Source organism: Pseudomonas sp. LARHCG127, from assembly GCF_052871455.1.
Genome location: NZ_JBIXJT010000011.1, coordinates 169,917 through 190,185 on the forward strand (window position 1 = coordinate 169,917; position 20,269 = coordinate 190,185).

At 62.7% G+C, this 20,269-nt stretch carries 16 protein-coding genes; 4 read left to right on the plus strand and 12 right to left on the minus strand.

Going from position 1 to position 20,269, the window contains the following annotated elements; translation table 11 throughout:
* Positions 1-15: 15 nt before the first annotated feature.
* Both hrpA and aceK read right to left on the minus strand, forming a co-directional pair.
* Positions 16-3,927, minus strand: coding sequence for an ATP-dependent RNA helicase HrpA (gene hrpA / locus ACIPQ1_RS19580; protein WP_446534645.1), 3,912 nt, complete (start codon positions 3,925-3,927; stop codon positions 16-18).
* Positions 3,928-4,323: 396 nt separating this feature from the next.
* Positions 4,324-6,045 (minus strand): bifunctional isocitrate dehydrogenase kinase/phosphatase, encoded by a 1,722-nt coding sequence (gene aceK / locus ACIPQ1_RS19585; protein ID WP_411386762.1) that lies wholly within the window; start codon positions 6,043-6,045, stop codon positions 4,324-4,326.
* A 130-nt stretch (positions 6,046-6,175) separates the two neighbouring features.
* Between aceK and ACIPQ1_RS19590 the strand changes: the two genes are divergently transcribed.
* Positions 6,176-7,084, plus strand: a complete 909-nt coding sequence (locus ACIPQ1_RS19590; protein WP_411386761.1) for a DMT family transporter — start codon at positions 6,176-6,178, stop codon at positions 7,082-7,084.
* A gap of 103 nt (positions 7,085-7,187) precedes the next feature.
* Here the strand turns inward: ACIPQ1_RS19590 and ACIPQ1_RS19595 are convergent, their stop codons facing one another.
* The 3 genes from ACIPQ1_RS19595 to cysK all read right to left on the minus strand — a co-directional run bounded on the left by ACIPQ1_RS19595 (position 7,188) and on the right by cysK (position 10,666).
* The gene (locus tag ACIPQ1_RS19595; protein ID WP_411386760.1) at positions 7,188-8,051 is read right to left on the minus strand and encodes a DMT family transporter; all 864 of its coding nucleotides are present in this window, start codon (positions 8,049-8,051) and stop codon (positions 7,188-7,190) included.
* Positions 8,052-8,391: 340 nt separating this feature from the next.
* The gene (locus tag ACIPQ1_RS19600; RefSeq protein ID WP_446534646.1) at positions 8,392-9,330 is read right to left on the minus strand and encodes an aspartyl/asparaginyl beta-hydroxylase domain-containing protein; all 939 of its coding nucleotides are present in this window, start codon (positions 9,328-9,330) and stop codon (positions 8,392-8,394) included.
* Positions 9,331-9,691: 361 nt separating this feature from the next.
* Positions 9,692-10,666: a cysteine synthase A gene (cysK, locus tag ACIPQ1_RS19605; protein WP_411386758.1), complete on the minus strand. Its 975-nt coding sequence runs from the start codon at positions 10,664-10,666 to the stop codon at positions 9,692-9,694.
* A gap of 146 nt (positions 10,667-10,812) precedes the next feature.
* On the opposite strand from cysK, the gene ACIPQ1_RS19610 reads away from it, so the two are divergent.
* From ACIPQ1_RS19610 to ACIPQ1_RS19620, 3 genes are all read left to right on the plus strand, one after another.
* Positions 10,813-11,889, plus strand: coding sequence for a DUF748 domain-containing protein (locus ACIPQ1_RS19610; protein ID WP_411386757.1), 1,077 nt, complete (start codon positions 10,813-10,815; stop codon positions 11,887-11,889).
* A gap of 256 nt (positions 11,890-12,145) precedes the next feature.
* On the plus strand, positions 12,146-12,991 hold the full coding sequence (locus tag ACIPQ1_RS19615) for an AAA family ATPase (protein ID WP_411386756.1): 846 nt from the start codon (positions 12,146-12,148) through the stop codon (positions 12,989-12,991).
* A 34-nt stretch (positions 12,992-13,025) separates the two neighbouring features.
* Positions 13,026-14,204 carry a vWA domain-containing protein gene (locus ACIPQ1_RS19620; protein ID WP_249873728.1) on the plus strand — a complete coding sequence of 393 codons (1,179 nt, stop codon included), beginning with the start codon at positions 13,026-13,028 and terminating at the stop codon, positions 14,202-14,204.
* A gap of 103 nt (positions 14,205-14,307) precedes the next feature.
* On the opposite strand, the gene ACIPQ1_RS19625 is transcribed toward ACIPQ1_RS19620, so the two are convergent.
* From ACIPQ1_RS19625 to ACIPQ1_RS19655, 7 genes are all read right to left on the minus strand, one after another.
* Positions 14,308-15,228, minus strand: a complete 921-nt coding sequence (locus ACIPQ1_RS19625) for a 5-oxoprolinase subunit C family protein (protein ID WP_446534647.1) — start codon at positions 15,226-15,228, stop codon at positions 14,308-14,310.
* Positions 15,225-15,929 carry a 5-oxoprolinase subunit PxpB gene (gene pxpB, locus ACIPQ1_RS19630; RefSeq protein ID WP_446534648.1) on the minus strand — a complete coding sequence of 235 codons (705 nt, stop codon included), beginning with the start codon at positions 15,927-15,929 and terminating at the stop codon, positions 15,225-15,227. The genes ACIPQ1_RS19625 and pxpB overlap by 4 nt, the downstream gene beginning before the upstream one ends.
* Entirely contained in the window at positions 15,926-16,678 is a 753-nt protein-coding gene (locus ACIPQ1_RS19635) for a 5-oxoprolinase subunit PxpA (protein WP_446534649.1), read from the minus strand. The genes pxpB and ACIPQ1_RS19635 overlap by 4 nt, the downstream gene beginning before the upstream one ends.
* 77 nt (positions 16,679-16,755) lie before the next feature.
* A complete protein-coding gene (locus ACIPQ1_RS19640) occupies positions 16,756-18,042 on the minus strand; it encodes an MFS transporter (protein ID WP_060738732.1) in 1,287 nt (428 codons plus the stop codon).
* A 283-nt stretch (positions 18,043-18,325) separates the two neighbouring features.
* A complete protein-coding gene (locus ACIPQ1_RS19645) occupies positions 18,326-18,868 on the minus strand; it encodes a DUF2937 family protein (protein ID WP_039593345.1) in 543 nt (180 codons plus the stop codon).
* A gap of 12 nt (positions 18,869-18,880) precedes the next feature.
* Entirely contained in the window at positions 18,881-19,657 is a 777-nt protein-coding gene (locus ACIPQ1_RS19650) for a class II glutamine amidotransferase (RefSeq protein ID WP_446534650.1), read from the minus strand.
* Between the two features lie 32 nt (positions 19,658-19,689).
* The gene (locus ACIPQ1_RS19655) at positions 19,690-20,187 is read right to left on the minus strand and encodes an MFS transporter (RefSeq protein WP_250962775.1); all 498 of its coding nucleotides are present in this window, start codon (positions 20,185-20,187) and stop codon (positions 19,690-19,692) included.
* Positions 20,188-20,269: the final 82 nt, after the last annotated feature.

Here is a 20,269-nt window from a genome sequence, read left to right on the forward strand (position 1 = left end):
GTCCAACTTATCTGATCAACCCTCCACCTGCCCCCACTGCTTGCCCAGGCGCTTGTCGGAAATCGGCACCTTGGTGCCCAACTGCTGGGCGAACAACGACACCCGGTATTCCTCCAGCCACCAGCGGTACAGCTCCAATTGCGGGTCGCGCTTGCCTTCCTGGGCGTGTTTGCTGGCGCGGGCCTGGTATTGGGCCCAGAGGTTCGACAGTTCGCCGCTCCAGACCCGGTCTTTCTGCACTTGGCTGCCGAGCTTCTCGAAGCGTTGCTCGATGGCCTTGAGGTAACGCGGCAGTTCCTTGAGCCATTGGTGCGGGGTTTCCCGCACGAAGCCTGGGTACACCAGGTGGCTGAGTTGCTGCTTGATGTCGTTCAGCGCCACGGCCTGGGCCAGGTCGATCTTGCCCTTGAAACGTTTTTGCAGGCTGTGCCAGAGCTTGAGGATGTCCAGGGTCAACTTCGCCAGGCGTTCGGCGTGCTCGGTCCAGCCGCCGCGCTTGCGCTCGGCCAGGGCGGCCAGGGCGGCGCCGTCACGGGGCAGGCTCGCCTCACCTTCGAGCACGCAGCTGTCGAGGCTGGCGAGCAGAATGTCTTCCACCAGGCCGTCGATACGGCCCAAGTCGCGGTACAGCAGGCCAAGCTCCGTCAGCCCCGGCAACTTGCCACGCAGAAACTTGGCCGACTCGGCCAATTGCTGCATCAGCAAGCGCTGCAAGGCGCGGCGATGCTGGAATTCGGCTTCGGCTGGCGTCGGGAAACGCCCTTCCTTGACCACGCCACCCTCTTCCACCAACGCCGGGTACACCGTCATCGACAGCCCGGCGATCTTCTGTTGGGTTTTCTCCGCCACCGGCGCGAAGACCTTCGCCTCCACCGGCGCCTGGCTTTTCGCCGTTTGCGGCACGGCCAAGGCCGCCTGGCTGGCCTCGGCAAAGCGTGCCGTCAGCTCGGCCAGGTCGCGGCCTTCGCCGAGGAACTTGCCCTGGCCGTCGACGATTTCCAGGTTCATGCGCAGGTGGCTTTCGACCTGCTGGGCCGCTTCGGCCCAGGCTTCGTCACTGACCCGCGCCCCGGTCATGCGCAGCAGCTCACGGCCCAGGGCCTGCGGCAGCGAGCCCTCGGCGAAGGTGATGCGCTGCAGCGCCGCCTTGACGAAATCCGGCACCGGCACGAAGTTCTTGCGCAGGGCCTTGGGCAGGTTGCGCACCAGGGCGATGCACTTGGCCTCGATCATCCCCGGCACCAGCCATTCCAGGCGTTCCGGCGGCAGCATCGGCAGCAATGGCGCCGGAACCCGTAGCGTCACGCCGTCACGGGGATGGTTGGGCTCGAAGTGATAGCTCAGCGGCAAGGTCAGGTCACCGACGCGCAAGGTGTCGGGGTACTGCGTGGCGGTGACTTCGCTGGCTTCACGGGCCAGCACGTCCTCCTCGCGCATGATCAGCAATTGCGGGTCTTTCTGGCTGTTGATCCGGTACCAACTGTCGAACGTTGCGGTCTGGTGGATCTCGGCCGGCAGGCGCGCATCGTAGAACGCAAACAGGGTTTCTTCGTCGGCCAGGATGTCGCGGCGACGGGCCTTGGCTTCCAGTTCGTCGAGTTGTTCCAGCAGCCGGGTATTGGCGCCCAGGCATTTGGCCTTGGACTGGATCTCGCCGCGCACCAGCGCCTCGCGGATGAACAGTTCACGGGACACCACCGGGTCCACCGGCCCGTAGTGCACCGGCCGGCGACCGACGACGATGAGCCCGAACAGGGTGATCTGCTCATAGGCCACCACTTGCCCGCGCTTCTTCTCCCAATGGGGTTCGAAGTGGTTTTTCTTGATCAGGTGCCCCGCCAGCGGCTCGATCCAGTCCGGTTCGATCTTGGCCACCATGCGCGCATACAACTTGGTGGTTTCCACCAGCTCGGCGGTCATCAGCCACTGCGGACGCTTCTTGCCCAGCCCCGACGAGGGGTGGACCCAGAGCCGCCGCTGGCGAGCGCCGAGGTAATCACCGTCTTCGGTTTTCTGGCCGATCTGGCTCAACAGCCCCGACAGCACCGCCTTGTGCAGTTTCGGGTAGTCGGCCGGGTCTTTGTTGAGGCTCAACTGCATGTCGCGGCAGATCAAGCTCAACTGGCGATGGGAATCACGCCACTCGCGCAGGCGCAGGTAGTTGAGGAAGTTCTTGCGGCACCAGTTGCGCAGCGGGCTGGCGGTCAGGGCCTGGCGCTGCTCTTCGAAACCGCGCCACAGGTTGACCAGCCCGGCGAAGTCCGAGTCGACATCCTTCCATTGGGCGTGGGCCTGGTCGGCCGCTTGTTGCCGTTCCGGCGGACGCTCGCGCGGGTCCTGGATCGACATGGCGCTGGCGACGATCAGCACTTCCTGGAGGCTGCCCAGCTTCGCCGCTTCCAGCAGCATGCGGCCCATGCGCGGGTCCACCGGCAGGCGCGCCAACTGCCGACCCAGCGGGGTCAGCTGACTGTTGCGGTCCACCGCCGAGAGTTCTTGCAGCAGGTTGAAACCGTCGCTGATGGCCTTGCCATCCGGCGGCTCGATGAACGGGAAATCGGTGATCTCGCCAAGGCGCAGGTGCAGCATCTGCAGGATCACCGCCGCCAGGTTGGTGCGCAGGATTTCGGGATCGGTGAATTCCGGCCGCCCAAGAAAATCTTCTTCGCTGTACAGCCGCACACAGATTCCCGGCTCGACCCGTCCGCAGCGACCCTTGCGCTGGTTGGCGCTGGCCTGGGAAATGGCCTCGATGGGCAGGCGCTGGACCTTGGCCCGATAGCTGTAGCGGCTGATGCGTGCGGTACCGCTGTCGATCACGTAGCGGATGCCCGGCACAGTGAGCGAGGTTTCGGCGACGTTGGTCGCCAACACCACGCGACGGCCCGGGTGGGACTGGAAAATCCGCTGCTGTTCGGCCGGCGACAATCGCGCATACAACGGCAAGATCTCGGTGTGCTTGAGCTGGGCCTTGCGCAGCATTTCCGCGGCGTCGCGAATCTCCCGCTCGCCCGGCAGGAACACCAGCACATCCCCGGGGCTGCGGCGCTCGCTGCGCTCGTAGGCGGCGATTTCGTCGAGGGTGGCGAGGATCGCCTGGTCGACGGTCAAGTCGTCCTCGACCCGGTTGCCCTCCTCGTCCTGCTCCAGGGTCAGCGGGCGATACCAGGTTTCCACCGGGAAGGTACGGCCCGAGACTTCGACGATCGGCGCGTCATCGAAGTGCTTGGAAAAGCGCTCCAGGTCGATGGTCGCCGACGTGATGATGACTTTCAGGTCCGGGCGACGCGGCAGCAGGGTCTTGAGGTAGCCGAGCAGGAAGTCGATGTTCAGGCTGCGTTCGTGGGCTTCGTCGACGATGATCGTGTCGTAGCGCTCGAGGTAGCGGTCATTCTGGGTCTCGGCCAGCAGGATGCCGTCGGTCATCAGCTTGATCAGGGTGTTAGCGTCGCTCTGGTCCTCGAAGCGCACCTGATAACCCACCAGCGCCCCCAATGGCGTGGCAAGTTCCTCGGCCACGCGGCTTGCGACGCTGCGGGCGGCGATCCGGCGCGGCTGGGTGTGGCCGATCAAGCCATGCTGGCCACGACCGATTTCCAGGCAGATCTTCGGCAATTGCGTGGTTTTGCCCGAGCCGGTCTCGCCCGCGATGATCAGCACCTGGTGCTTGAGCAGCGCTTCCTTGATTTCGTCGCGCTTGGCGGCGATCGGCAAATTATCGTCATAGCGGATCACCGGCAGGCTCGCCTTGCGCGCCAGCACCTGATCGCACGACGCCTGCATGCGCGCCACCCACTGGGCCAGCTTGGCCTCGTCGGGCTTCTTGCGCAGCTCGAGCAACTGCCGCCGCAACCGGTGACGGTCGGCGAGCATGGCGTGGTCGAGGTTTTTCAGCAGTTTGTCGATAGCGGGGGCTTGGTCAGTCATCAGGTACGCAAGGGTCGTCGGTTTGAGCAAGGGGCGATTGTCGCAGATTTGCGGTCATTGCGCCGAGCACACAAAGCAGCCCCACCGCCCTCCCACAGGAGGTTTGTGCCAAGGCTGGGCTTTTGTGGCGAGGGCGCTTGCTCCCGCTGGGGTGCGAAGCAGCCCGCAGCAGTATTCGGCACCGCGATGTGACGGACAGAACGCAGGGGCCTGCTGCGCAGTCCAGCGGGAGCAAGCTCCCTCGCCACAAAAGCCACACAAACCACAAACCACAGAACACAGAGCACAGAGCACAGAGCACAGAGCACAGAGCACAAACTACAAGCCACAAGCCACAAGCCACAAGCCACAAGCCACAAGCCACAAGCCACAGTGGCTTCGTTTGCTCGCCTGGCGTTATTCGCTGTCCAGATCCTTGCGCCGATACGGGAACACATCGATCACTTTCCCCGCCCGGATCGCGTCCTGCAGGCCTTTCCAGTAGTCAGCGTTGTACAACTCGCCGTGCAACTGGTCGAACAGCTTGCGCTGCCCGGCGTCGGCGAACAGGAACGGCGGGAACTCCTCCGGGAAGACGTCCAGCGGGCCGATGGAATACCAGGGCTCGGAAGCCATTTCGTCTTCCGGTGTACGGGGCTGGGGGATGTGGCGGAAGTTGGCTTCGGTGAGGAAGCAGATTTCATCGTAGTCGTAGAACACCACACGGCCGTGGCGGGTCACGCCGAAGTTCTTGAGCAGCATGTCGCCGGGGAAGATATTGGCCGCCGCCAGTTGCTTGATCGCCAGGCCATAGTCTTCCAGCGCCTCGCGCACCTGGTCCGGGTTGGCGTTTTCCAGATAGAGGTTCAGCGGCGTCATCCGGCGTTCGGTCCAGCAGTGGCGAATCAGCACCGTCTCGCCTTCCACCGACACCGTGGAGGGCGCCACATCCAACAGTTCCTCCAGGCAGGCCGGCTCGAATTTGCTCAGGGGAAAGCGGAAATCGGCGAACTCCTGGGTATCAGCCATGCGCCCGACCCGGTCGACGCTTTTCACCAGTCGGTATTTCTCGATCACCGTGGCCCGGTCGACGTTTTTCGACGGCGAGAAGCGGTCCTTGATGATCTTGAACACGGTGTTGAAGCCCGGCAGGGTGAACACGCTCATGACCATCCCGCGCACGCCCGGCGCCATGATGAACTGGTCGTCGGTGTTCGCCAGGTGATTGATCAGTGCCCGGTAGAACTCGGACTTGCCGTGCTTGTAGAAACCAATGGAGGTGTATAGCTCGGCGATGTGCTTGCCCGGCAGGATGCGCTTGAGGAAGCCGATGAATTCCGCCGGCACCGGCACGTCCACCATGAAGTACGAACGGGTGAACGAGAAGATGATCGACACCTGCGCCTCGTCGGTGATCAGCGCATCGATCTGGATACCCCGGCCCTCGCGGTGCAACAGCGGGATCACCAGCGGCCATTGGTCGTCGCGGGTGTAGATCCGGCCCACCAGGTAGGCGCCCTTGTTGCGATAGAGCACCGAGGAAAACAACTCCACCGTCAGCTCCGGGTCCTTGCAGACCCAGTCCGGCAGGTTCTCGCGCAACTGCGCTTCGAGGCGCTGCAGGTCCCCCGGCAAATCGGCGTAGTCCTCGCTGAAACGGTAATCGGCGAAGACGCTCTCCAGCATCCGGTCCAACTGTCCCTGGGGCTTGTAGGTGCGCGTCTGGGCGGCGCGGGCCCGGCGCAGGCTGGGCCGGGTGGTGTGGATGAACATGGTGCCGTCGCTGATCAGGTCGTGGCTGAACAGCCCGCAGAAGATCGAGTTGTACCAGGTTTCCGACAGCTCATCGTCGAAGCGCAGGTCGATCAGGCTGATGTAGGCACTTTTGACCAACGGCCAGCAGCCCACATCCATCAGGGCTTCCTCATCGAAGGCCTTGTGCAGCTTGGCGACGGTTTCGAAGACTTTTTCTTCATACAAGTTGATGCGCGCCGCCGAAGCCGCTTGGGCCTCCAGCCACTGGGCCTGCTCGAACCGGGCGCGAGCGCCATCGGTAATCTGCCGGAAATGCTCACGATAATCGTCGAAGCCGTCGAGGATCGAACGGGCGATTTCGATAGCGGGCCATGGCTGCGGCATAAGGTAAACCTCGGCGGGTCATGCTTGTTATTGGCGACTGAGCTTAGAGGCCAATCACGCGGCAACGCAACCATTGCCATCGGTATGCAAGGCGGCGACACTTGCCCCCCCATCAAGGAAGGAGTGGCTCGTGAACCTCGTCGATATCCTGCGTTTACTGTCATTGGCCGCCATCTGGGGCGCCAGTTTCCTGTTCATGCGCATTATCGCCCCCGTCATCGGCACGATTCCCACTGCCTTCTTCCGTGTGTCCATCGCCTTCGTCGGGCTGCTGGTGATCCTGGCCCTGATGCGCGTCGACTGGAATTTTCGCGGCAAGCTCAAAGTCGTGATGATGCTGGGCCTGATCAACTCGGGCATTCCGGCCACGTTCTATTCGCTGGCGGCCCAGGTGCTGCCGGCCGGTTACTCGGCAATCTTCAATGCCACCACGCCGCTGATGGGGGTGTTGATCGGCGGTTTGTTCTTCAGCGAAAAACTCACCTTGGCCAAGGTCGGCGGGGTCTTCCTCGGTCTGCTCGGCGTGGGCATCCTGACCCGCGCCGGCCCGGTGGCGTTCGACCTGCAACTGTTGATGGGCGCCCTCGCCTGCCTGCTGGCCACGACCTGCTACGGCTTTGCCGGTTTCCTCACCCGGCGCTGGCTCGATCACCAAGGTGGCCTGGACAGCCGCCTTTCGGCTCTGGGCAGCATGTTCGGCGCCACGGTGTTCTTGCTGCCGCTGTTTGGCTACAGCGTCATCAGCCAACCGCCGGCCAGTTGGGGTGGCTGGAGTGTCTGGTTGTCACTGCTGGGCCTGGGCCTGGTGTGCACCGCGCTGGCGTACATCCTTTATTTCCGTCTGCTCAGTTCCATCGGCCCGGTCAAGTCCATGACCGTGACATTCCTGATTCCGCCGTTCGGTGTGTTGTGGGGGGCGTTGTTGCTGGATGAGCCGTTGGGGATGGCGCATTTGTATGGCGGGGTGTTGATTGCGGCGGCGTTGTGGTTGGTGCTCAAGCCCGCAGCTGTTAAACCAGCTGAAGTGTCTGCCCGGTAGTACGCCATCGCGAGCAAGCTCGCTCCCACAGGGTTATACGCGGTTCTTTGTGGGAGCGAGCTTGCTCGCGATAGCGGTGGTACAGCCAGCGAACAGCTAAGGGCTAGCGGCTCTTACGAAACACAAACACCAACCCCACGATGATCAGCACCATCCCCAGCAAGCTCAGCAACGCCAGCCGGTTGCCGAACACCAGGTAGTCCATGATCGCCGTCACCGCCGGCACCAGGTAGAACAGGCTGGTGACGTTCACCAGATTGCCCCGGGCAATCAAACGGTACAGCAGCAACGTCGCCAGCACCGACACCACCAGTCCCATCCACAATACCGGCACGAAGAACCCCGTGCTGTATTCAAAATGGAACGGCTGGAACGGCACGAAGACCGCGCACAGCACCAGCCCGGCCAGGTACTGCACCGGCAGCGTGCCCAGTGGGTTGTCGGTGATGCGCTTCTGCATGATGGAGCCGGCCGTCATGCTGACCAGTGCCAGCAACCCGCACAGCATCCCCGCCAGGGACATGCCGGCCAGGCCGATGCCCTGGTACACCACCATGACCAACCCGACCAAGCCCAACACCAGGCCGAACATCCGCGACCAGGAACGTTGTCGCTCCATGAGCACCACGGTCAGGATCGGTTGCACGCCCATCAAGGTCGCCATGACCCCAGGCGTGACACTCATTTGCAGCGCCAGCAGATAAAAAATCTGGTAGGCGCCCAGCAGCACCAGACCGGTGATCACCGCGTACAGCATCGGCTTGCCGGTCTTGGGCAACTTCAACTTGAGCAACGGAATCAACAGCACCAGCGCGAACAGCGCGATGGCAAAACGGATCAGCAGAAAAGCGAAGGGTGAAGCGTGGGCCAGGCCCAGCTTGGAAAAGATCGCCCCGCTGCTCCACAGCAAAACGAACAGGCTCGTGGAAGCCGCCGCCAACAAGGCGTTTTTGGAAAGGGAAAACATGGATACCACCTGTAGTCAGGCAAAAAGCCAACTCAGCCGAAGCTGAAGTCCAGTAGTTTTTTTCAGGCGGGCACAGGGGATGGCAACCGTTGCCGATCAGCCCTGAATGCCAGCGCCCGGCGGTGATACGACGGCGTACACCGATGAGCTACGGACAGGTGGGGGGTATTGACCGATCTGCGCAGGCTGCTGGTTCCCACACGGCACGACGCCAGCGTTGAACGCTGGAACCACGACCGCGATGACAGGGGATGCAGGCATGAGCCGATCTCTTGGAGAGTGGGTTCGAAAACCCGAAGAGCGCTGACTATAACCAGCGCCCGATGGACTACGCAATGTTTTAAACGAACAACCAATAGCCAAGCGCCGTCAGCACCGCCACCGCCAACACCGGTCGCATCACCCGGTAGGCCTTGGGATGCTTGCGTTTGAACTGTTTGACCCGGCCGCTGATGCCGTCGCTGAACGACTTGCTCCAGGCATAGGCCTGGTTGATGCCACCGACGTGTTCATCGTCCAGGTTCTGTGGCGCGGTGGCACGGCCGAGGAACGCGCTGATGGTGCGGTTGAGGCGGGTCATCAGCCGACTTTTCAAGGGCCGCTCGACATCACAGAACAGGATCAGGCGGGTCTGCGGGGTTTCGTTCTTGACCCAGTGCACATAGGTTTCATCGAACATGACGTCTTCGCCGTCGCGCCAGGCATAGATCTGACCGTCGACAAAGATCCGGCACTCCTCGGAATTGGGGGTTGAGAGCCCCAGGTGATAACGCAACGAACCGGCGAAGGGGTCTCGATGAGGGTTCAGGTGGCTACCACCGGGCAGCAAGGCAAACATCGCGCCCCGGACGCTAGGGATCCGACTGACCAGTTCAACCGTCCTCGGGCACAGCAACTCAGCCGACGGCAGCGGTTTGTCGTACCACTTGAGGTAGAAGCGCTTCCAACCCTTCTTGAAGAACGAACCGAAGCCCGCATCGTTGTTCTTCTCGGCGGCTCGAATGTAGCCATCGTCGAACAAGTGCATGGCTTCGTCGCGGATGACTTGCCAGTTGTCCTTGAGCACATCCAGTTCGGGAAATTGGCTGCGATCCAGGTAAGGCCTCGAGGGCACGCCGGAGAACAGGTACATCAAGGCGTTATAGGGGGCGAACAGCGCCGAGTGGTTGACGAACTGACGCAACACCGGCAGCCGCGCCTTACCACGCAAATGCACATAAAGCGTACTGCCCAGGAACAGCAGCAACACCGAGGCCTTGGCGACAAACGAAACGGTCATTTTTTAAACTCCTTGTCCAAAAACAACTGACGCAACGCCTACTGCCCGACGTAGTCGGGGGCCATGTTAAATACCCATGGCCCGGGTAAAAACCGTCTGACGGAAGATTCTCTGTTGAGTGAAACGCAATAAACACTTTTTAACAGGCGCCACCTGAACCTTGGCTGACGCATCGAACAATCAGTCAACCTACCTGAGATCGCGAGTGCTCTTGTGGCGAGGGAGCTTGCTCCCGCTGGCGTGCGGAGCGCGCCCCCGGGATTTGGCGACCCGGGTTGAATCCGGGGCGCCTGCTGCGCAGTCGAGCGGGAGCAAGCTCCCTCGCCACACAAGCAGTGCTCGCCACCCATCCTGTCTGCGGTTACTGCTGAGTCTCCTGCTCGGTAAACAGATCGCTGAACAACATGCTCGACAAATACCGCTCGCCCGAATCCGGCAGGATCACGACGATGGTCTTGCCCTGCATTTCCGGTTTTTCCGCCAGGCGCACGGCCACGGCCATTGCCGCGCCGCAGGAGATCCCGCAGAGGATGCCCTCCTCCTGCATCAAGCGCAGGGCCATGGCCTTGGACTCGTCGTCAGTGACGCGCTCGACCAGGTCGACGATGGACAGATCGAGGTTCTTCGGCACGAACCCGGCGCCGATCCCCTGGATCTTGTGGGGGCTGGGCTTGATTTCATCCCCCGCCATCGCCTGGGTGATCACCGGCGACACCTCGGGCTCGACCGCCACCGACAGGATCGGCTTGCCACAGGTGTTCTTGATATACCGCGAAACCCCGGTAATGGTTCCGCCGGTGCCCACGCCCGCGACCAGCACGTCCACGGCGCCGTCGGTGTCGTTCCAGATTTCCGGGCCGGTGGTTTTTTCGTGGATCGCCGGGTTCGCCGGGTTATCGAACTGCTGCGGCATGAAATATTTGGACGGATCGCTGGCCAGGATCTCGGCGGCTTTTTCGATGGCGCCCTTCATGCCCTTCGCCGGCTCGGTGAGCACCAACTCCGCGCCCAGGGCCTTGAGCACCTTGCGCCGCTCGATGCTCATGGAGGCCGGCATGGTCAGCATCAGCTTGTAGCCACGGGCGGCGGCGACGAACGCCAGGCCGATCCCGGTGTTGCCCGAGGTCGGTTCGACAATGGTCATGCCCGGCTTGAGCTTGCCCGAGCTTTCAGCGTCCCAGATCATGTTTGCGCCGATCCGGCACTTGACCGAATACCCTGGGTTACGCCCCTCGATCTTGGCCAGGATGGTCACGCCGCGCGGCGCAATGCGGTTGATCTGTACCAGTGGCGTATTGCCGATGGAATGGGCGTTGTCAGCGAATATGCGGCTCATGGCTGGGTCCTTGATGGGGCGGAATTGAAGCCTTTAAAGGTATGCCTGTTGCCCATGGGCGTCCAGTTGCACCGAACGTTCCCGTTGTTGCGACAGTCAATGGCATTAGGAGGCGCTCCCCCAACAAACGCTGGAGACTGACAGACATGAAGCGTCGATACCGCTGGCCACTGTGGGTTTTCGCCACCCTCGTCGCGGTGCTGGTGGCCCTGCATTTCGCCCTGCCTTACCTGGTACGCGACTACCTGAACGATAAACTGGCCGACATGGGCGATTATCGCGGCCAGATCACTGATGTGGACCTGGCCCTGTGGCGCGGTGCCTACCGGATCAACGGCCTGGAAATCGTCAAGGTCGACGGCAAGGTCCCGGTGCCGTTCGTCAACGCCCCGCTGGTGGACCTGTCGGTGAGCTGGCACTCGCTGTGGTACGACCATGCGGTGGTGTCCGAGGTTGAGTTCACCCGCCCCGAAGTGAACTTCGTCGACGGCGGGGCCAACCGGCAGAACTCCCAGACCGGCCAGGGCACCAACTGGCGCGAGCAACTGAGCAAACTGTTGCCCATCACCTTCAACGAAGTGCGCATCCGGGAAGGCAAGGTCACCTTTCGCAACTTCAACTCCAAGCCCCCGGTCAACCTGCGGGCCACTGACGTCAACGCCAGCTTCTATAACCTGACCAACGTGGTCGACACCGAAGGCAAGCGCGACGCCCGCTTCGAAGGCAAGGCCCTGGTGGCCGAGCATGCGCCCCTGGAAATGCAGGCTACTTTCGACCCCTTGAGCGACTTCGAGGATTTCGATTTCCGCCTGCGGGCCAGGAACATCGAACTCAAGCGCCTCAACGATTTTGCCGCCGCCTATGGCAAGTTCGATTTCAATGCCGGCCACGGCGACCTGGTGATCGAGGCTGAAGCCGATAACGCCCGGCTCAGCGGCTACATCAAGCCATTGCTGCGGGATGTCGACGTATTCGACTGGCAGCAGGACGTGGAGAACCAGAACAAGAACATCTTCCGCTCGGTCTGGGAAGCGCTGGTCGGGACCGGCGAAACGGCCCTCAAGAACCAGCGCAAGAACCAGTTCGCCACCCGGGTGGAACTCAGCGGCAATGTTCACCAGCAGGACATCAGCGCCTTCGAAGCCTTCCTGCAGATACTGCGCAACGGTTTCGTCCAGGCCTTCAATGCCCGTTATGAACAGCCACCGCCTTCGCCCGATTAAGGTTTGCGGCTTTTAGTGGCGAGGGAGCTTGCTCCCGCTGGGCCGCGAAGCGGCCCTAAAAGCCTGCGAGCGCTGCGCACTCGAGCGGGAGCAAGCTCCCTCGCCACAAGACTGAGTCAACATGTGACGCCCCATTCAGAGACTGAATACAGCGTCTGCGTTCACAGTCGGCGCGGCCTCGCGTTATAGTCGGGCACGATATTTATTTCGCGCGCCCCGCCTCGCCGGGCCGGCGACACGTTCGAGGAAATTGCAGATGAAGTTCGAAGGCACCAGCGCCTACGTGGCCACCGATGACCTGAAACTGGCCGTGAACGCCGCCATCACCCTGGAGCGGCCGTTGCTGGTCAAGGGCGAACCAGGCACCGGCAAGACCATGCTGGCCGAGCAATTGGCCGAGTCCTTCGGCGCGCGCCTGATCACCTGGCACATCAAGTCCACCACCAAGGCCCACCAGGGTTTGTACGAGTACGACGCGGTCAGCCGCCTGCGGGACTCGCAGTTGGGCGTGGACAAGGTCAACGACGTGCGCAACTACCTGAAGAAGGGCAAGCTCTGGGAAGCCTTCGAGTCCGAGGAGCGGGTGATCCTGCTGATCGACGAAATCGACAAGGCCGACATCGAGTTCCCCAACGACCTGCTGCAAGAGCTCGACAAGATGGAGTTCTACGTCTACGAGACCGACGAAACCATCAAGGCCAAGCAGCGCCCGATCATCATCATTACCTCCAACAACGAAAAGGAACTGCCGGACGCCTTCCTGCGTCGCTGCTTCTTCCATTACATCGCCTTCCCCGACCGCGTCACCCTGCAGAAAATCGTCGATGTGCATTACCCGGACATCAAGAAGGACCTGGTCAGCGAAGCGCTGGACGTGTTCTTCGACGTGCGCAAGGTGCCGGGCCTGAAGAAAAAACCTTCCACCTCCGAACTGGTGGACTGGCTCAAGCTGCTGATGGCCGACAACATCGGCGAAGCGGTGCTGCGCGAGCGTGATCCGACCAAGGCCATTCCGCCGCTGGCCGGCGCCCTGGTGAAGAACGAACAGGACGTGCAACTGCTCGAGCGCCTGGCGTTCATGAGCCGTCGCGGCACCCGCTGATCCTCTTCGTTTAACAAGAGCGAGGGCGATTGCCATGCTGCTTAACCTGTTCAATGAGATGCGCGCCGCCAAGGTGCCCGTGTCGGTGCGTGAACTGCTGGACCTGATCAACGCGCTGAAACAGCGGGTGATCTTCGCTGACATGGACGAATTCTATTATCTGTCCCGGGCGATCCTGGTGAAGGACGAACGGCATTTCGACAAGTTCGACCGGGCCTTCGCCGCCTACTTCAACGGTTTGGAGAAACTCGACGATCACCTCCAGGCGCTGATTCCCGAAGACTGGTTGCGCAAGGAATTCGAGCGTTCGCTGACCGACGAGGAACGGGCGCAGATCCAGTCCCTGGGTGGCCTGGACAAGCTGATCGAAGCATTCAAGAAACGCCTGGAAGAACAGAAGGAGCGCCATGCCGGTGGCAACAAGTGGATCGGCACCGGCGGCACCAGCCCGTTCGGCTCCGGCGGCTTCAACCCCGAGGGCATTCGGGTCGGCGACGCCGGCAAGCGCCAGGGCAAGGCCGTAAAGGTCTGGGACCAGCGCGAATACAAGAACCTCGACGACCAGGTGGAATTGGGCACCCGCAACATCAAGATCGCCCTGCGTCGCCTGCGCAAGTTCGCCCGCCAGGGCGCGGCCGAAGAACTGGACATCGACGGCACCATCGACCACACCGCCCGGGACGCCGGCCTCTTGAACATCCAGATGCGCCCGGAGCGACGCAACACCGTCAAGCTGTTGCTGCTGTTCGACATCGGTGGCTCGATGGATGCACACGTGAAAATCTGCGAAGAGCTGTTCTCGGCCTGCAAGACCGAGTTCAAGCACCTGGAGTATTTCTACTTCCACAACTTCGTCTACGAATCGGTGTGGAAGAACAACCTGCGCCGCACCTCGGAGCGCACCTCGACCCAGGATCTGCTGCACAAGTACGGTGCCGACTACAAAGTGATCTTCATCGGCGACGCCGCCATGGCGCCCTATGAAATCACCCAGGCCGGCGGCAGCGTCGAACACTGGAACGAAGAAGCCGGTTATGTGTGGATGCAACGCTTCATGGAGAAGTACAAGAAACTCATCTGGATCAACCCGTACCCCAAGGACACCTGGGGCTATACCGCCTCGACCAACATCGTGCGCGAGTTGGTGGAGGACCGGATGTATCCGCTGACGTTGCGGGGGTTGGAGGAAGGGATGCGGTTTCTCTCCAAGTGATCTTTGGTGCCCTTCAGGGCCTCTTCGCGAGCAAGCTCGCTCCCACACTGGTTCTTCGTCACACTGAAATCCCCTGTGGGAGCGAGCTTGCTCGCGATGCTTTTCAGCTGTTCAAAAACACCTGCATACACTCCACCTGCTGCCGATGCGCAACCTCCTGCACCACCGGCCGCAACCGCACCTGCGCCCCCGGCAGGCATTGCGCCAGCCGGGCCAGGGACAGCGGCGTCAACGCCCCCAGGCGTGGGTAACCACCGATGGTTTGCCGGTCATTGAGCAACACGATCGGCTGGCCGTCCGGCGGCACCTGCACGGCACCGAGGGGAATGCCCTCGGAAATCATCGCCGGCCCCTGATATTCCAACGCCGTGCCCAGCAAGCGCATGCCCATGCGATCGGCGCGACTGTCCAGCGTCCACGCAGTGTTGAACGCATCGAACAGACTGCGTCCACTGAACGCGCCATTCTGCGCACCGAGGATCAGGTCCAGCGGCTGCGCTTGCTGGAAATCCGGAATCCGCGTGTGGGGCATGGGCCGCGGCGTCGCCAAGCCCGAATAGCGCAAGTGTTCACCGCGACTCAGCGCCCGCCCCCGCCCGTCCAGGCCACCGAGTTCCTCGCGCACCACCGTTGCCCGGCTGCCCAGCACCGCAGGCGCATCAAAACCACCAGGGGCCGCCAGGTAGGCCCGGGCACCAAGCACGGGCTGGGTGAGCGCCAGGACCTGGCCTTTGCGCAAGCTGAAGAAACGCCACGATGCCACGCCCTGGCCGTCTATCCGCGCGCCCAGGTCAGCCCCGGCCAGCGCCAGCACGCAATCTTCTTCGGCCACCACGGTAAAGCCGCCGAGGGTAATTTCCACCACCGCCGCGTCCAGGTCATTGCCCAGCATCCAATTGGCCCAGGCCATCGACAACCAATCCGCCGCGCCGCCCTGGGTTACGCCCAGGTGTCTCACGCCGAAACGGCCGGCATCCTGCAACAGGCACAGCGGGGTGCTGGCCTCGATCAACAACCGGCTCATGCCTGGGCCTCCAACGGTGTGTCGTCGCCACCCAGGGCGATGAATTCGGCGTGGTCCACAGGGGCAAAACGCACCGTGTCCCCCGGCTGCATCAGGCTGTAGCCGTCACGCTCACGATCGAACAGCTTGGCCGGGGTGCGCCCGATCAGGTTCCAGCCGCCGGGCGAGACCACTGGATACGCCGCGGTCTGACGCTCGGCAATACCGACGCTGCCCGCTGCCACGCGCTTGCGTGGCGTGTCGAGGCGCGGTGCGGCCAGCGCTTCGTCCACCAGCCCCATGAAGGCGAAACCGGGGGCGAAGCCCAGGGCAAACACCTGGTACTCCCGTTCGCTGTGGCAGCGGATCACCTGGGCGACCGTCAAGCCGCTGCGGCTCGCCAGCAGCTCAAGCTCCGGCCCGACGCTCAGGTCGTACCACACCGGCAACACATGGCATTGGCCGGCCGAGCGGGCATCCGGCGAGAGGTTATGCAACGCCTCGCCGATCAAATCGCGGGCCTGGACCGGGTTCAGGGCGAGCAAATCGTAGTGCACCATCAAGGTGGTGTAGGACGGCACCAGATCGATCAAACGCTCGGCAAACACCGCTCGCAGGCGCTCGCTGGCGGCGAGCATCCAGGGCATGTTGGCCTCGGCGATCTCATCGAACAGGCGCACCATCAGGCAGTCCACCGCCACCACTTCCACGCGTGGTTTCATGGCGCACTCTGCCGGTCCAGGGCTTCGCGGATGCGCTGCACGGCCGCCACTGAGCTGGCGTTGTCACCGTGCACGCACAAGGTATTGGCCATGAGGTGCAAGGCACTGCCGTCGCTGGCGGTCAATGCATCGCCACGGGCGATGGTCAGGGCCTGCCCGATGATAATCTCGGGATCGTGATGCACCGCCCCCGGTGCCTGCCGCGAAACCAGGCGACCGGCACTGTCATAGGCCCGATCGGCAAAGGCCTCGAACCACAGGGTCAGGCCGTACTCGTCGCCCAGGGCCTGGGCGGCGCTGTTGTCCCGGGTCGCCATGAGCATCAGTGGCAGTTGCCGGTCATAGGCCGCGACGGCCTGGATCACGGCGCGCAGTTGCGCCGGGTTGGCCATCATGTCGTTGTACATCGCTCCGTGGGGCTTGACGTAGCTGACTCGCCCGCCCTGAGCCCGGCAGATGCCGTCGAGGGCGCCGATCTGGTAGTGCAGCAAGTCCTGCAGTTCCTGGGCGCCATAGGCCATGGAACGACGGCCGAAGCCCGCCAGGTCCTGATAGGCCGGGTGCGCGCCGATCCGCACGCCGTGGCTCAGGGCCAGGCTGACGGTCTTGCGCATGATGCTCGGGTCGCCGGCATGGAAGCCGCAGGCAATGTTGGCGCAATCGATGAAGGGCATCACCTCGGCGTCCAGACCCATGGTCCAGCTGCCGAAGCTTTCGCCGATATCGCAATTCAGTAGCAGGCGGTTCACGGTGAACGCTCCTGTAGGTTTTTTCTTCTTTGACTGTGGGGCCAAGCCATGGAGCCCAGGCCCCCACAGGGTATCAGTTACTCGGCTTCCAACTGCTTGCCTTGGGTTTCCGGCAGGCTCAGGGCCGCGAGGATCACCACGCCGTAGGACACCGCCGCGAAGGCGCCGATACCCACGCTCAGCGGCACCTTCTGGCTCAAGATACCGATCAACAGCGGGAACAATGCCGCCACCGCCCGGCCAATGTTGTAGCAAAAGCCCTGGCCCGAACCGCGGATGCGCGTAGGAAACAGCTCGGTGAGGAACGAGCCCATGCCGCTGAACATCCCGGAAGCGAAAAAGCCCAGGGGAAAGCCCAACCACAGCATCACGTTATTGCTCACCGGCACCTGGGTGTACAGCAGGACGATGGTGAACGAGCCGACAGCGTACAGGACGAAGTTCTTCTTTCGTCCCAGGATGTCCGACAGGTACGCGCTGATGACATAGCCCACGTAGGAGCCGACGATCACCATCGCCAGGTAGCCACCGGTGCTCAATACACTCAAGCCCCGTTCATTCTTGAGGAACGTCGGCAGCCAGGACGTGATGGCGTAGTAGCCCCCCAGGGCACCGGTGGTCAGCAGCGAGGCACGCAGGGTGGTGAAGAGGATGCCAGGGGCAAAAATCTCGTAGAACTTCGCGGGATTTTCCGGCGTCAGGCGGGCCTTGGTCTGGTTATAGACTTCCGGGTCCTTGACCAGCCGGCGGACGAAAATCACGAACACCGCCGGCACGATGCCGAGGATGAACAGTGCGCGCCAGGCATCTTCCGGCGGCAACACCGAGAACAGCAGCGCATACAGAATCGCCGTCATGCCCCAGCCCAGCGCCCAACCCGATTGCACCATGCCCACCGCCTTGCCGCGGTCCTTGGCACGGATCACCTCGCCCATCAACACCGCACCGGCGGTCCATTCGCCGCCGAAGCCGAAGCCCATCAAGGTGCGGGCGATCAACAGCTGCTCATAGTTCTGGGCAAAGCCGCACAGGAAGGTGAAGAACGCGAACCACAGCACCGTCAGTTGCAAGGTGCGCACCCGACCGATCCGGTCCGAGAGAATACCCGCCACCCAGCCGCCAATGGCCGACGCGATCAAGGTGCTGGTGTGGATCAGGCCTGCCTGGCCGGTGGTGATGCCCCACATCGCGATCAGGGTCGGCACCACGAAACTGAGCATCTGGGTGTCCATGCCGTCCAGGGCGTAACCGATCTTGCAGCTCCAGAAGGTGCGACGTTCCTGCTGGTTGATGTTGCGATACCAATCGAACGGGCCAGAACGGGCCTGGGGTTGGGGGACGCCGAGCGTGTCGGGTGCACTCATGGTGGTTCTCCACGGTTTTATTGTTGTGAGTCTCGACGACGCTGACGTGGAGACCGTTGCCCCGATTCTTGAGCGCACGGCCGATCCCGTCCAACGAATAAAACCTTGGTTGGGTCATAAGAAAAATTTGATTGGGCAGCACATCACCCGCAAAGGCAGACCGCTTTTGTGGCGAGGGAGCTTGCTCCCGCTCGAGTGCGTGGCGCTCGCAAAATCTTGGGGCCGCTGCGCGCCCCAGCGGGAGCAAGCTCCCTCGCCACAGGAAGCTCACTGAACCATCGAGTCAGAGCCCGCGCAGGTCACGCTCTTCGATCGGCCGGCCCTGGCGCAGGCGCTTGCCGCCCAGCACCACCCAGTCGATCAGGCGGAACAGGCATTCCAGGCCGAACGACAGCAACATCGCGCCGCTGATGCCCCAGATCATCGCTTCGGGGGTCAGCAGGATCTGGTAGCTGTAGCCGTTCCAGGTTTCCTTGCGGATGTCCGGATCGGCGGCCAGCGCCACTTGCAGCAGGCGGATGTACCACGGGCCTTGCATCGCCTGGAATTGCTTGTCCAAGGCCTGCTGGCGCACGAGCAAGGTGTTCAGGCTGTCGGCATCGCTGCGAAAGATCGGGTCTTCGCTGGCGCGGTAATGGGCCACCAGCGCCTGCATGTCGCCCTTGAAAAACTGGTTGGCGGTGCCCTGGAAACCTTGCAGGCCGGTCTGCGCCTCGATCAGGTGAGCCTCGACCCGCTTGGCGTAATCATTGATGAACCCTGGCACCTGGACCCCAACCAACAGGCCCACCGCGAACAACACCAGCCGTAGATAACTGAGCAACATAGCGTGACGTCCTTATTCGGTCCGGCCCTGGCTGACGCATTCGCCGCGTCGCCACAGGCTCCATTGGCCCGGTTCGTAGCGGGTCCAGGTTTCGTTTTCGGTCAAGGGTTCGGTGGCGATCACCGTGACCACGTCGTTGGGTGTGGTTTCCGCCTGGAAATCGACAATCACGTCCACATCCTTGAGCCGCGCCGGGCCGAACGGCGCGCGACGGGTGATCTGGGCCAGTTTGGTCGAGCAATAGCAGAACAGCCAGTCGCCATCGCTGAGCAGGCAATTGAACACGCCTTTGCTGCGGTATTCGGTGCAGGCCTCGATCAACGACGGCAGCAACTGTTCCACTTCCACCGGTTCGGGGAAGGCCTGGCGCACGCGGTTGAGCAGATCGCAGAAAGCCGCTTCGCTGTCGGTGTCGCCCACCGGGCGGTAGAAGCTCACGCCCGGCTGGAAATCGGCGAGCTGGCCGTTGTGGGCGAAACACCAGTTGCGGCCCCACAACTCACGCACGAACGGATGGGTGTTGGACAGGCAGACCTTGCCGACGTTGGCCTGGCGAATGTGCCCGATCACCACTTCGCTCTTGATCGGATAACGCTGCACCAGGTTCGCCACTTCCGATTCGCTGCTGGCGGCCGGGTCCTGGAACAGGCGCAGGCCACGGCCCTCGTAGAAGGCGATGCCCCAGCCGTCCCGGTGCGGCCCGGTCTTGCCGCCGCGCTGCATCAGCCCGGTGAAGCTGAACACGATGTCGGTCGGCACATTGGCGCTCATGCCCAGTAACTCACACATGCTCGAACTCTCGCTTCAAGGGGCAGGCCTGCTTACAGGCGCGGTTCGATACGCGAACGCTGGGGGTTGCTCGGCACGGGTGGGCGACCGTAACGGTCATCCCCGGCCACGCCGAATGGTGGTTCGTCCTCCGGCTCATCGGCCGCGGCGGCGGCTTTGGCGGCGGCAGCCCGTTCCTTGCGCGCGTTGGCGGCCCGCTCGATGGGGAAGCGGATCAGCACGATCACCAGGTAGAGGCCGAAGGCGATCATGCCGTACATGAGCAGGTCGGACGCCGCCCGCCAGGCGTTGTTGCCGACCTTGAACAAGATGTCCAGGGCGACAATGGCCAAGGCCGGGGCAACCTTGTCCTTCACCGGGTCGACGACGGTAGGGCTGAACAGCAACACCGCCATCAGCAAGCGCAGCGGTTCACGCAACCAGCGCCACATCCAGCGCGTCATGCGCATCCACACCAGCAGGCAGCCCAGGGCGGCGAAGGCGTAGAGGCCCCAGGCGATCAGATAGTCATTCTCGGTCATGGTGTCCATGGCAAGGCAGGCAAAGAGGCGCTTATAGTAACGGCTTTTCGCGCGTCAGGCTGCCCCGGCGTCTGGCGAATGGCCTGGGCGG